This is a genomic window from Stenotrophomonas sp. MYb238, from assembly GCF_009496535.1.
Lineage (GTDB): Bacteria > Pseudomonadota > Gammaproteobacteria > Xanthomonadales > Xanthomonadaceae > Stenotrophomonas.
Window position 1 is genome coordinate 74,961 of sequence record NZ_WIDL01000018.1, and the last position, 12,886, is coordinate 87,846.

At 72.0% G+C, this 12,886-nt stretch carries 9 protein-coding genes; 7 read left to right on the forward strand and 2 right to left on the reverse strand.

Features of this window, described 5'->3' with window-relative positions; translation table 11 throughout:
- The first annotated feature begins 27 nt into the window (after positions 1-27).
- A complete protein-coding gene (locus tag CQ393_RS12930) occupies positions 28-2,919 on the forward strand; it encodes a serine/threonine-protein kinase (RefSeq protein WP_153191961.1) in 2,892 nt (963 codons plus the stop codon).
- A gap of 33 nt (positions 2,920-2,952) precedes the next feature.
- Here the strand turns inward: CQ393_RS12930 and CQ393_RS12935 are convergent, their stop codons facing one another.
- Both CQ393_RS12935 and metK read right to left on the reverse strand, forming a co-directional pair.
- A complete protein-coding gene (locus CQ393_RS12935; RefSeq protein ID WP_153191962.1) occupies positions 2,953-3,459 on the reverse strand; it encodes an acyl-CoA thioesterase in 507 nt (168 codons plus the stop codon).
- A gap of 218 nt (positions 3,460-3,677) precedes the next feature.
- The gene (metK, locus tag CQ393_RS12940; RefSeq protein ID WP_153191963.1) at positions 3,678-4,913 is read right to left on the reverse strand and encodes a methionine adenosyltransferase; all 1,236 of its coding nucleotides are present in this window, start codon (positions 4,911-4,913) and stop codon (positions 3,678-3,680) included.
- Between the two features lie 230 nt (positions 4,914-5,143).
- Between metK and CQ393_RS12945 the strand changes: the two genes are divergently transcribed.
- The 6 genes from CQ393_RS12945 to CQ393_RS12970 all read left to right on the forward strand — a co-directional run bounded on the left by CQ393_RS12945 (position 5,144) and on the right by CQ393_RS12970 (position 12,389).
- Entirely contained in the window at positions 5,144-6,856 is a 1,713-nt protein-coding gene (locus CQ393_RS12945) for a lysophospholipid acyltransferase family protein (protein WP_153191964.1), read from the forward strand.
- Entirely contained in the window at positions 6,853-7,656 is an 804-nt protein-coding gene (locus CQ393_RS12950) for a UDP-2,3-diacylglucosamine diphosphatase (protein WP_153191965.1), read from the forward strand. The genes CQ393_RS12945 and CQ393_RS12950 overlap by 4 nt, the downstream gene beginning before the upstream one ends.
- Before the next feature lie 71 nt (positions 7,657-7,727).
- Positions 7,728-9,107, forward strand: a complete 1,380-nt coding sequence (locus CQ393_RS12955; protein WP_343199961.1) for a TolC family protein — start codon at positions 7,728-7,730, stop codon at positions 9,105-9,107.
- Positions 9,104-10,114, forward strand: a complete 1,011-nt coding sequence (locus tag CQ393_RS12960) for an efflux RND transporter periplasmic adaptor subunit (protein ID WP_153191966.1) — start codon at positions 9,104-9,106, stop codon at positions 10,112-10,114. The genes CQ393_RS12955 and CQ393_RS12960 overlap by 4 nt, the downstream gene beginning before the upstream one ends.
- Positions 10,099-11,283 carry an ABC transporter permease gene (locus tag CQ393_RS12965; RefSeq protein ID WP_153191967.1) on the forward strand — a complete coding sequence of 395 codons (1,185 nt, stop codon included), beginning with the start codon at positions 10,099-10,101 and terminating at the stop codon, positions 11,281-11,283. The genes CQ393_RS12960 and CQ393_RS12965 overlap by 16 nt, the downstream gene beginning before the upstream one ends.
- Positions 11,280-12,389, forward strand: a complete 1,110-nt coding sequence (locus CQ393_RS12970; protein ID WP_153191968.1) for an ABC transporter permease — start codon at positions 11,280-11,282, stop codon at positions 12,387-12,389. The genes CQ393_RS12965 and CQ393_RS12970 overlap by 4 nt, the downstream gene beginning before the upstream one ends.
- The last annotated feature ends 497 nt before the right edge of the window (positions 12,390-12,886 follow it).

Consider the following 12,886-nt stretch of genomic DNA (forward strand, 5'->3'; position numbering starts at 1 on the left):
CGGCATGCCGGGACGGGAACGGGGACGATGCGCGAAGGGGAGGGGAGCGGTGGCGACGCCGGGCGTTACCACCGGGTCAAGCAGATCGTGCTGCAGGCGCTGGAGCTGCAGGGCCGCGCGCGCGCGGACCTGATCGCGCGCGAGGCGGGCGACGATGCGGCGATGGCCGACGAGGTGCGGGCGCTGCTCGCCGGCATGGAGGCCGACCAGACGCTGGTGGTGTCGCTGCGCTCGCCGGGGCTGTCGGCGCCGGACACCGGCCAGGACCTGAGCGGCCAGGAGACCTCGGCCGACGCCGCGCGCGACTACCGCCTGCTGCAGCGCCTGGGCGCCGGCGGCATGGGCGTGGTCTACCTGGCCGAACGCAGCCATGGCGGCTTCGTGCAGAAGGTCGCGCTGAAGCTGCTCAATCCGGTCGCCGAGGCGTCGCCCGAGCTGCGCGAGCGTTTCGCCCGCGAACGCGAACTGCTGGCGCGGCTGGACCACCCGGGCATCGCGCGCCTGCTCGACGGCGGCATCCTCGCCGATGGCCGTCCGTTCCTGGCGATGGAATACGTCGAGGGCGAGCGCATGGACGCGCATGCCGCGCGGCTGCCGCTGGACGAGCGCATCGCGCTGTTCGTCAAGGTCTGCGAGGCGGTGGCCGAGGCGCACCGCTGCCTGGTCATCCACCGCGACCTCAAGCCGGCCAACATCCTGGTCGACGCGCGCGGCCAGCCGCGCCTGCTGGACTTCGGCATCGCCCGTCTGATCGACGAGGACAGCGCGATGGGCGGCGACACCCGCACCGGCCAGCACGCCCTCACCCTGGCCTATGCCAGCCCCGAGCAGCTCGCCTGCCAGCCGCTGACCACCGCCACCGACGTCTACTCACTGGGCGCGGTGCTGTACCAGCTGGTCTGCGGGCAGCTGCCGTTCGCCGACATCGACAATCCGGCCGGCCTGTACAACGCCATCGCCAACACCGACGTGCCGCCGCCCAGCCGGCGGCTGCGGCGCGACGGCGCGCCGCGCGCGCACGCCCGTGCGGTACCGGCCGACATCGACGCGATCGTGCTCAAGGCGCTGCGCAAGGAGCCGGACCAGCGCTACGCCTCGGTCGCGGCGCTGGCCGAGGACCTGCGCCGTTACCTGGCCCACCGCCCGGTCAGCGCGCGCGCCGGCGAACGCGGCTACCGCGCGCGGCGTTTCCTGCGCCGCAACGCCTGGCCGCTGGCCGCCGCCACGCTGGTGCTGCTGTCGGTGCTGGGCGGCCTGCTGGCCTCGGTGCTGGCGCTGCGCGAGGCGCGGGCGCAGCAGGCGCTGGCCGAAAAGCGCGGTCACGACCTGCAGCGGCTCACCGACTTCCAGCAGGCGATGCTGGAGAGCGTGGACATCGACGCGATGGGCCACGCCATGACCGACACCCAGCAGCGCAAGGTGCTCGAAGTGCTGGAGAAGCAGGACGCCAGCCAGCCGCTGGACGTGCGCCTGCGCCAGGCCTTCGCCCAGGTCGGCGCCCCCAGCATCGCCCGCGACGCGCTGGACCAGCAGATCGTCACCCACGCGCTGGCGCGGCTGGACGGCGATTTCGCCGATGCGCCGCTGCTGGCGGCCGACATGCGGCAATCGCTGGCGCGGGTGCTGATCGCCATCGGCCAGTATCCGCACGCGGCCGACGAGCTGCGGCGGGTGCTGCGGGCGCGCGAGGCGGCGTTGCCGGCCACCGACGCGCGCGTCGTGTCCGCGCGCATCGACCTGGGACAGGCGCTGTCGCTGCAGGGCGACCTGGAGCCGGCGACGCAGGCCTTCGAGCGCGCCATGGCGACGACGCGCAGCCTGCCCGCGCTGGATCCGCAGCGCCGCGCCGCCGAGGCCGGCGCGGCGCGGGTATTGGCCGCGCGCGGCGAACTGCAGGCGGCGCTGGCCAGGCAGCGCGCGCTGCGCAAGGCCTGGATGGCCGCCCTGCCTGCCGACGACGAAGCCCTGCTGCTATTGCGCGGCGATTACGCGCGCACGCTGGACAAGCTGTCGCTGCGCGACGACAGCCGTGCGGAGATGGAAGCCCTGCTGCCGCTGTACCGTGCGCGCTTCGGCGCCGAGTCCAACCGCACCCTGGCCGCGATGGACCTGCAGGCGGAACTGCAGTTCGCCTACGCCGACTACGAGCAGGCGGCCACGCTGGCAAGGCAGGTGGCCGAAGTGCGCGAACGCCGTCTCGGCGCCGAGCATCCGGACACGCTCAAGGCCTGGGGTACCGCGGCCACCAGCCTGGTGCGCCTGGCCGACTCGCCGGAAAGCTTCGCCGAAGCCGAAGCCTTGCTGGACCACCTGCTGCAGTCGCGCGGCCGCCTGCTGGGTATCGAACACCCGGCCATGCGGCAGTTCGTCGTGGACAAGATACGCCTGCTTTCCAAGCAGGAGCGCATGGACGAAGCGATCGCGCTGCAGCGGCGGCACCTGGCCGATTGCCTGCGGCTGCTGGGACCCGAGCACCCCGACACGCTGTTCGCCCAGGGCGGGCTGGCCAGCATGCTGAGCCGCCGTCCGGACAGCCTGGACGAGGCGCGCGCGCTGACACAGGCCACCCTGGCGGGCATGCGCCGCCAGCTCGGTCCCGAGCACCTGCTCGTCACCGCCACCATGGGGGTGCTGGGGCGCATCGAGCGCAATGCCGGCAACTGGCGCGCATCGCGCGACGCCCATGCGCAGGCGCTGGAAATCCGCGCTCGCACGCGCGGGCAGATGGATGGCCACACGCTCGAAAGCGCGACCGAGCTGTACATCGCGCTGTACAAGCTGCACGACGAAGCCGGCATGCGCGACATCCGCACCCGCTTCCTCGACCCGCTGCTCGCGCTGGACCCGGCCACGCTCAACGCCAGCAGGCGCAGCCATCGCCAATCCATCCTGCTGGCGCTGGAGGGACGCTGGGACTAGCCGGCGCTGGCAATCCGCGCCCTGCCGCGGGGGTCAGTGATCCGGCGTGGAGCCCGGCGTGCTCCTGAGCAGCTCCAGGTGCCGCTGCTCCATCTCCTGCCGCAGCTGCCGGCGGATCTGCGCGGCGGCGTAGCGGCGCTTCTCGTCGCCGGTGCGCGGCTGCAGCGGCGGCACCGGCGTGGGCCTGCCGTCGTCGTCGACCGCGACCATGGTGAAGAAGCAGCTGTTGGCGTGGCGCACGCTGCCCTTGCGGATGTCCTCGGCGACCACCTTGATGCCCACTTCCATCGACGAGGTGCCGGTGTAGTTCACCGAGGCCAGGAAGGTGACCAGTTCGCCCACCGCGATCGGCTGGCGGAACGTCACCTGGTCCACCGACAGGGTGACCACATAGTTGCCGGCGTAGCGGCTGGCGCAGGCGTAGGCGACCTGGTCGAGCAGGCGCAGCACCGCGCCGCCGTGCACCTTGCCGGAGAAGTTGGCCATCTCCGGCGACATCAGCACGGTCATCGACAACTGGTGGGGCGTGGGATCGGACATGGGAGGCGGCGGACGGGACGGAGCCGCAGGCTACCCCAGCGCGGCAACCGGATGCACGTGCGATCGCGTAGGAGCGGCTTCAGCCGCGATGGGGCATTTTCGGGAAAACCCCATCGCGGCTGAAGCCGCTCCTACGGGAAGCGAAGCATTGGCTTGTCCACAAACGAAAAGGCCGCCCCTGCGGGCGGCCTTTCCGGTGACGCGGTGCCGTGCCGGCCTTACTTGAGCTTGGCGGCCTTGCGCAGGGCTTCGGCGCGGTCGGTCTTCTCCCACGAGAACGCGGTGGCGTTCTGGGTCTTGCCGTCGCCGTCGACATACGAGAATTCCTTCGGCTTGCGGCCGAAGTGGCCGTAGGCGGCGGTCTGCTGGTACATCGGGTGGATCAGGTCGAGCATCTTGATGATGCCGTACGGACGCAGGTCGAAGTGGGCGCGGATCAGCTTCTCGATCTGCGCGTCCGGGATCTTGCCGGTGCCGAAGGTGGTGACCGAGATCGAGGTCGGCTCGGCCACGCCGATGGCGTAGGAGACCTGCACTTCGCACTTGTCGGCCAGGCCGGCGGCGACCACGTTCTTGGCGACGTAGCGCGCGGCGTAGGCGGCCGAACGGTCGACCTTGGACGGGTCCTTGCCGGAGAACGCGCCGCCGCCGTGGCGGGCCATGCCGCCGTAGGTGTCGACGATGATCTTGCGGCCGGTCAGGCCGCAGTCGCCCACCGGGCCGCCGATCACGAAGATGCCGGTCGGGTTGATGTGCACCTTGTTCTTCGGCAGCTTGTCCAGCCACGCCTTCGGCAGCACCGGCTTGAGGATGTGCTCGCGCACGGCCTCGATCAGGTCCTTCTGCTTCACGCCCGGGTCGTGCTGGGTCGACAGCACCACCGCGTCCAGGCCCTCGATCCTGCCGTCCTGGCCGTAGCGCAGGGTGACCTGGCTCTTGGCGTCCGGGCGCAGCCACGGCAGCGGCGAATTCTTCTTCTTGCGGACCTTGGCCTGCTGCTCGACCAGACGGTGGCTGTAGTAGATCGGCGCCGGCATGTATTCCGGGGCTTCGTTGCAGGCATAGCCGAACATCAGGCCCTGGTCGCCAGCGCCCTGTTCTTCCGGCTTCTTGCTCTTCTTGTCGGTGCCGTCCACGCCGGCGGCGATGTCCGGCGACTGCTTGCCGAGCATGTTGATGATGGCGCAGGTGTGGCCGTCGAAGCCGACGTTGGAGTTGTCGTAGCCGATCGAGTTGATGACGTTGCGGGTCAGCTCCTCGATGTCGACCCACGCCGAGGTGGTGACCTCGCCGGCGACGATGGCCGCGCCGGTCTTGACCAGGGTTTCGCAGGCGACGCGGGCGCGCTTGTCCTGGGCCAGGATCGCGTCCAGCACCGCATCGGAAATCTGGTCGGCGATCTTGTCCGGATGGCCTTCGGAGACCGACTCGGAAGTGAAGAGATAGCTGGACATGAGCTTGTATCCCTGTATGCGGATGAAAAGATAGCCGCGAATGATACACGGCCGGGGCGCCCCCGGAATAGTGCAGGGGCGCTTGTTGCCATCCGGTTAATAAACCGGTTCACGCGCTGCGCTGTGCTGGCGGACCACGGCGGGGGCGTCACGTAACTGCCGCAAAACCGCAACCGCATTGCCGTGTGCCGCGCGCAGGCTGCCGGCCAACCGGGCCGTCGGACAACCTCATGCACCAGATCGAGCAACGCCTGCAGCAGCGCTATCCCGATTGGTTCCACGGCCCGCGCGGCCACCTGGCGCGGCCGCTGCTGCGCCAGGTGGGGCGCTGGTCGCGGCTGGACCGGGTGCAGGAGTTCCTGCGCGACAACGGCGACCGCCATGGCTTCGCCTTCGTCGCCGCGGCGCTGGACTTCCTGGGCAGCCGCTACGAGGTGGAGGCCGCCGCGCTGGCGCGGATCCCCGCCAGCGGGCGCCTGCTGGTCGTCGCCAACCATCCCTCCGGCGCGCTCGACGCGCTGGCGCTGCTGGATGCGGTGGGCCAGGTGCGGCGCGACGTGCGCATCGTCGCCAACGACCTGCTGGCCGGCCTGGAACCGCTGCGCGGGCTGCTGCTGCCGGTGCGCATCCTCGGCGGCCGCGCGCAGCGCGCCAGCCTGCAGGCGGTGGAGCAGGCGCTGGCGGCCGAACAGTGCGTGATCGTGTTCCCGGCCGGCGAGGTCTCGCGGCTGTCGCTGCGCGGCATCCGCGACGGCCGCTGGAACCGCGGCTTCGTCCGCTTCGCCAACGCCACCCAGGCGCCGGTATTGCCGGTGCGGGTGCAGGCGCGCAACTCGGCGCTGTTCTACGGCGCCTCGACCCTGTTCAAGCCGGCCGGCACCGCCCTGCTGGCGCGCGAGATGTTCGCCCGCCGCGGTCGGCCGTTGCGGCTGCAGGTGGGGCAGGCGATGCGGCTGGATCCGGAGCTGGATCCGGCGCTGCAGCTGGAAGCGGTGCGCCGCGCGCTGTATGCGCTGGGTCGCCAGGCCGCGCAGGCAGACGCGGCCAGCGACGGGCCGGAACCGCTGGCCGCGCCGGTCGCGGTGGAGCAGGTGGCGGCGGAGATCGAGGCCGCCGAACTGCTGGGCCAGACCGGCGACGGCAAGCAGATCCGGCTGGTGCGCTGCGCCGCCGGCTCGCCGCTGCTGCTGGAACTGGGGCGGCTGCGCGAGCTGACCTTCCGCCGGGTCGGCGAGGGCACCGGGCGCAGCCGCGACCTGGACGATTTCGACCCGCTGTACCAGCACATCGTGGTCTGGGATGCGGCCGCGCAGCGCATCGCCGGCGCCTACCGCATCATGCGCGGCGCCCAGGCGCTGGCGCGCAGCGGGCTGGCCGGGCTCTACACCGCCGCGCTGTTCCGCTACTCGGACGACGCCATCGCCCGCATCGCCGAGGGCATGGAGCTGGGCCGCAGCTTCGTCGTGCCCGACTACTGGGGCAGCCGCAGCCTGGACTACCTGTGGCAGGGCATCGGCGCCTACCTGCGCTGCCAGCCGGGCATCCGCTACCTGTTCGGCGCGGTGTCGATCAGCGCGGCGCTGCCACGCGAGGCGCGCGAACAGCTGGTCGCGTACTACCAGCGCTACTACGGCGGCGGCCACGGCCTGGCCGAATCGAACCGGCCGTTCCAGTATTTCGCCGCGCCGCCGTGCTTCGGCGAGCTGGACGCCGAGGCCGCGTTCGAGGTGCTCAAGGCCAACCTGGCCACGTCGGGCACCAGCGTGCCGACGCTCTACCGCCAGTACACCGACCTGTGCGAACCGGGCGGCGCGCGCTTCCTGGCGTTCGGCGTGGACCCGGATTTCAGCGATTCCATCGACGGGCTGATCGAAGTGGACCTGCAGGCGGTCCGGCCGAAGAAGCGCAAGCGCTACCTGCGCGACGCCGGAGCGGTGGCATGAGCGCGCCGACGCCGCTGCTGCCGCACCGGCGCGCGGTGTTCATCTCCGATACGCACCTGGGCGCGCGCCACTGCCATGCCGCCGAGCTGGCGCGTTTCCTGTCGCTGCTGCGCTGCGAGCGGCTCTATCTGGTTGGCGACATCGTCGACCTGTGGTGGCTGACGCAGCGGCGCGCCAGCTGGACGGCGGCGCACAACGAGGTGATCGAGGCGCTGCACGCGCTGCGCCGCGCCGGCACCGAGATCATCTACATCCCCGGCAACCACGACGCGCCGCTGCGCCGCACCTGCGGGCTGATGCTGCCGGCCATGCAGGTGCGCCGCCGCGCCATCCATGTCACCGCCGATGGCCGCCGCCTGCTGGTGGTGCATGGCGACGACTACGACGGCGCCACCCATTTCGGTGGGTTGCAGGAACGCTTCGGCGACTGGCTGTACTACCGCATCCTCACCGGCAACCGCCTGCTCAATGCGCTGCGGCGCCGGTTCGGCCTGCGCTACTGGTCGCTGGCCGAATTCCTCAAGCGGCGCAGCGCGGCGGCCGAGCGCTACATCGAACGTTTCGTGCAGGCCGGGCTGGACGACGTGCGCCGCCGCGGCCTGGACGGCATCGTCTGCGGCCACATCCACCGCGCCGCGCTGGTCGAGCGCGACGGGCTGGTATACGCCAACGACGGCGACTGGGTCGAAAGCCTCACCGCGCTGGCCGAGGACCCCGACGGCAGCCTGCGCCTGCTCGACCATGCCGGCCGCAGCCTGGCGTGGCTGCCGCCGCGCTCCCCGCTGGCGCGGGCGGCCTGAAACGCGTGCATGCTTCTTCCTCACGATGCGGGCGCTATGCTGGCGCGGGCGTGGGGAAAGGAGCATCCGGGGTGGCAGGCAAGCAGCCGACAACGAGGGGGCGGGCAGGGCTGTTGGCGGCCTGCCTTTTCCTGGCGGGGAACGCCGCCGCCGACGATGCGCCGGTACTGAGCTTCGAGCAGGCGCGCGAACGGCTGGAACAGGTGTCCGACGCGCTCGCCGCGGCGCAGGCCGGGGTGCGCAACAAGCAGGACTTGCAGGACGCCACCCGCTACCTGCGGCTGCCGGAAATCACCGCCGACGTGCGCCGCATGCAGTTCCAGAAGACCCTGACCCTGCCGCTGGGCTCGCTGGCGCCGGTGGCCGAGGCGTTCGGCATCGAATCGCCGCTGGAATTCGCCGAGCGCGACTGGCGCACCCGCCCGATCGTCACCGCCAGCGTGCCGCTGTACAGCGGCGGACTGATCCCGGCCGCGCAGCAGGCGGCGCAGGCGGCCACCGCGCAGGCGCAGGCCGAGCGCGAGGCGCAGCGGCAGTCGCTGGCGCTGCAGCTGGTGCAGGCCTACTTCGGCCAGCAGCTGGCCGGGCAGGCGGTGCAGGTGCGGCGCGAGGTGCGCGATGGCCTGCAACGGCACCTGGACGACGCGCTCAAGCTCGAACGCGAAGGTTTCGCCAGCCGCGCCCAGCGCCTGCAGGCCAACGTCGTCCGCGACAAGGCCGAGCGCGACTACCAGAAGGCGGTCAACGACCTGGCCACCCTGCAGCAGGCGCTGGCCACGCTGCTGCGCAGCGGCGGTGCGGTCGGCACCGCCTCGCCGCTGTTCGTGATCGACGCGCCGCTGGGCGCGCGCGCCGACTTCGAGCGCAGCGCGCTGCAGCGCCACCCGCAGATCGAACGCCTGCGCGCGCTCGCCGCGCAGGCCGAACAGGGCGTGCGCGTGCAGCAGGCCAAGCTCAAGCCGCAGGTCTACCTGTTCGGGCAGTACGACCTTCACCGCCGCGACGCGCTGCTGACCGACGCCGACTGGGCGTTCGGCATCGGCCTGCGCTACACCTTCCTGTCGCCGACCGCGCGGCCGCTGCAGGTCAGCGCCGCGCGCGCGCAGCTGGAACAGGCGCAGTCGGGCCTGGGCGAGGCGGAGAACCAGCTGCGGCTGGGCGTGGGCAAGGCCTGGAACGAACTGGACACCGCGCGCACCCAGTTCCGCTTGCTGGACAGCAGCATCGCCCAGGCCGAGGAAAACCTGCGCCTGCAGGAGTTGTCCTTCCGCGAAGGCCAGGCGACCTCGCTGGACGTGATCGACGCGCGGCTGGCGCTGGGCGGGGCGCGGGTGGAACGGGCGCAGGCCGCTTACCAGTTCGACGTGGCATTGGCGCAGTTGCTGGAAGTGAGCGGGCAGATGGAACGGTTCGACGACTACCGCCGGCGTGCGGACAAGGTGCTGGAATGAGCGATTCTCTGGGACAGGGCGCGGGCCCGCGGCATCGCCGCGTCTTCGCCATCGGGGGCGGCCTGCTGCTGGCGCTGGTCGCGATCGGCTTGTGGCTGGGCCTGCGCACGCCGGCCGACCAGGTGCAGGGCATGGCCGACGCCGACAACGTCAACGTCGCCGCCAAGGTCACCGCGCGGCTGCAGACGCTGCACGTGCGCGAGGGCGACAGGGTCGCGGCCGGGCAGGTGCTGTTCGAGCTGGACAGCCCGGAAGTCGCCGCCAAGGAGCGCCAGGCCGATGCCGTGGTGGCCGCCGCGCAGGCGGTGGCGGAGAAGGCCGAGGAAGGCGCGCGCAACGAGGACATCCGCGCGGCCGAGGCCAACTGGAAGCGCGCCGTGGCAGGCGCCGACCTGGCGACCGCCACCTTCCGCCGCGTGGACAACCTGTTCCGCGAGGGCGTGGTGACACGGCAGAAGCGCGACGAGGCGCAGGCGCAGGCGCGCAGCTCGGAGGAACTGGCGCGTGCGGCGCGCGCGCAGTACGACCAGGCGCTGGCCGGCGCGCGGCAGCAGGACAAGGCCGCCGCGCTGGCGCAGGTGCGGCAGGCCGAAGGCGCCAAGGCCGAGGTCGATGCCGCGCGGCAGGAGACGGTGGGCCGCGCGCCGCTGGCCGGCGAAGTGGGCAAGCGCCTGTCCGACATCGGCGAACTGGTGCCGGCCGGCTACCCGGTGTTCACCCTGGTCGACATCGACCACATGTGGGTGGCGCTGACCCTGCGCGAGGACCAGCTGCACGGGCTCAAGCCCGGCGCCACGCTGCAGGGCACGATTCCCGCGCTGGGCGGGCGCAGCGCCGGCTTCGAGGTCTATTTCATCAATCCGGCCGGCGACTACGCCACCTGGCGCAGCACCCGCCAGTCGTCCGGCTACGACGTGCGCAGCTTCGAGGTGCGGGCGCGGCCGCGGCAGCCCATCGACGGTTTCCGCCCGGGCATGAGCGTGCTGTTCGCATGGCCGCAGGGCTGACGCCGGGCACGGGCGCGGCCTTCGCCGCTTCGCTGCGGCGCGAACTGCGCCATTGGCGCGACGACCGCTGGGAACTGGCGCTGGTCACGCTGATGCCGCTGCTGCTGATGGCGGCGATGATGTGGCTGTTCTCGGCCTCGGTGCTGCGGCAGGTGCCGGTGGCGCTGGTGGACCTGGACGGCAGCCCGGACAGCCGCGCGCTGGCGCGTGCCATCGACGCCAGCCCGGGCGTGGCGATCGCCCGCCAGCCGGTATCGCTGCAGCAGGCTCAGGCGCAGCTGCGCGCGCTGGAGGTGTTCGCCATCGTGCTGGTGCCGCGCGACATGAGCCGCCGCGCGCTGCGCGGCGAGGCCGCGCCGGTCTACGCGTTCTACAACGCCACCTACATGGCCACCGGGCAGTCGGCGGCGCGCGACATCGCCGACGCGGTGGGCGCGTTCAACGCGCGCATGCTGAAGGAACGGATCGGCCGGCAGACGGGGCCGGCGCGGCTGCGCGCGGCGCCGGTGACGGTGCAGGCCACGGTGCTGCACAACCCGGCGCGCAGCTACGAGCTGTTCCTGCTGCCGCTGGTCTTCCCGGCGGTGCTGTCGCTGCTGGCAGCGCTGGCCGCCGGCGGCGCCTTCGGCCGCGAGCGCCGCGACGGCCTGCTGCCGGCATGGCTGGGCGAGCGGCCGTGGGCGGCCATCGCCGGCAAGCTGGCGCCGTACGTGGCGCTGTTCTCGCTGTACGGCACGCTGGGCGTGCTGTACGTGGCGTACGTGCGCGGCGACGGCGTGGCCGGCAGCCTGTGGCTGCTGGTGCTGGCGCAGCCGCTGTTCTACCTGGCCTGCTGCTGCTTCGCGCTGCTGTTCATCGCCATCACCCGCGACATGGGCACCGGCCTGTCGCTGGTGGGGCTGAGCATCGGCACCGCGCTGGCGTTTTCCGGCGCCACCTTCCCGGTGGTCGAGGCGCCGCTGTTCACCCGCCTCTGGAACGCGCTGCTGCCGCTCACCGCCTATGTGCAGGTGCAGATGCAGCAGTTGTTCATGGGCGCGCCGTGGACGCTGTCGCTGCGGCCGCTGGGCGTGCTGCTGCTGATGGCGGCGGTGGCCGGCGGCCTCGGCGCGCTGCTGCTGGTGCGGGTCGCGCGCCGGCCGGCCGGTGCGGACCCGGTACCGGCATGAGGCGGGTTGCCGCCACTTTCCGCGCGACCCTGCAGGCGGTGTTCGCCGATTCCTCGGCGCGCGCGGTGATGATCGGTGCGGTCCTGCTGTACTCGTTCTTCTATCCGGCTGCCTACCGCCACCAGGTGGCCAGCGACCTGCCCATCGCCGTGGTCGACGCCGACCGCAGCGCCACCAGCCGCGAACTGGTCCGGCATATCGACGCGCTGCGCGCGGTGCGGGTGGTCGCGCAGCCGACCGACCTGGCGCAGGCGCGCGCGCAGCTGGAAGCCGGGCAGGTCGACGGCATCGTGCTGGTCCCGGCGCGGCTGGAGCGCGACATCCTGCGCGGCGGCAGCGGCCAGCTGGTGCTGCTGGGCAATGGCGCCTACCTGAGCCGCGCCAGCGCCATCCTCAACGGGCTGGCCGAAGGCATCACCGCTTTCGCGCGCGGGCAGGCGGTGCGCCAGGCCGCCTTCATGGGAGCGCCGCAGGCCGCGCCGCTCGAACTGGTGCAGCGGCCGCTGTACAACACCCGCGAGGGCTACGGCAGCAGCGTGGTGCCGGGCGTGGCCGAACTGATCGTGCACCAGACCCTGCTGCTGGGCATCGGCGTGCTGCTGGGCAGCCGCCGCGCGCAGCTGGGCCGGCGCCTGCATTTCGCCCCGCCGGTGCTGCTGGGCATGGCGGCGGCGTTCGTGCTGGTGGCGGTATGCGGGTTGCTCTACTACGCCGGATTCACCGCCTGGGCGCAGGACTACCCGCGTGGCGGCAACGTGTCGGGCCTGCTGCTGGCGGTGCTGCTGTTCGCGCTGGCGACGGTGCCGTTCGGGCTGTTCGTCGGCAGCTTCTTCACCACCCGCGAGCGCGCGTTCCAGTACGTCACCGCGGTGTCGATCCCGCTGTTCTTCCTGTCCAACCTGTCGTGGCCGGCGCTGGCCTCGCCGCCGGCGCTGGTGGCGCTGGCCAAGCTGCTGCCGACCACGGCCGGCATCAACGCCATCGTGCGCACCCAGCAGATGGGCGCGCGGCTGCCGGAAGTAGGCGGCGACCTGCTCAACCTGCTGTTGCTGGCGCTGCTGTACGCCACGCTGGCGCTGTGGCGGTTCCGCCCGCAGCAACCGTAGGAGCGGCTTCAGCCGCGAAGGGGCTTGCCTGGGGTGTTTCTGCGCGCCGGGGCCGGTGTGATCTGCTGGCAAGCCCCATCGCGGCTGAAGCCGCTCCTACGTTGAAGGCTCGGCGGGCGGTGCGGGGGCCTGCATGTCCGCGTGCAGCGGGCGCCTGGGATTTGCTGGGAAGGCCCTTCGCGGCTGAAGTCGCTCCTACGTTGGAGGCTTGGCGTGCGGTGCGGGGCCTGCATGTCCGCGTGCAGCGGGTGCCTGGGATTTGCCGGGAAGGCCCTTCGCGGCTGAAGCCGCTCCTACGTTGGAGATTCGGCGGGCGTGCGGGGGCCTGCATGTCCGCGTGCGGCGGGCGCCTGGGATTTGCTGGGAAGGCTCTTCGCGGCTGAAGCCGCTCCTACGTTGGAGGCTTGGCGTGCGGTGCGGGGCCTGCATGTCCGCGTGCAGCGGGCGTCTGGGATTTGCTGGGAAGGCCTCTTCGCGGCTGAAGCCGCTCCTACGGG

Coding starts and splice junctions, on each gene's coding strand:
- CQ393_RS12930 (WP_153191961.1), top strand. CDS start 28: ATGCGCGAAGGGGAGGGGAGCGGTGGCGACGCCGGGCGTTACCACCGG.
- CQ393_RS12935 (WP_153191962.1), bottom strand. CDS start 3,459: ATGTCCGATCCCACGCCCCACCAGTTGTCGATGACCGTGCTGATGTCG.
- metK (WP_153191963.1), bottom strand. CDS start 4,913: ATGTCCAGCTATCTCTTCACTTCCGAGTCGGTCTCCGAAGGCCATCCG.
- CQ393_RS12945 (WP_153191964.1), top strand. CDS start 5,144: ATGCACCAGATCGAGCAACGCCTGCAGCAGCGCTATCCCGATTGGTTC.
- CQ393_RS12950 (WP_153191965.1), top strand. CDS start 6,853: ATGAGCGCGCCGACGCCGCTGCTGCCGCACCGGCGCGCGGTGTTCATC.
- CQ393_RS12960 (WP_153191966.1), top strand. CDS start 9,104: ATGAGCGATTCTCTGGGACAGGGCGCGGGCCCGCGGCATCGCCGCGTC.
- CQ393_RS12965 (WP_153191967.1), top strand. CDS start 10,099: ATGGCCGCAGGGCTGACGCCGGGCACGGGCGCGGCCTTCGCCGCTTCG.
- CQ393_RS12970 (WP_153191968.1), top strand. CDS start 11,280: ATGAGGCGGGTTGCCGCCACTTTCCGCGCGACCCTGCAGGCGGTGTTC.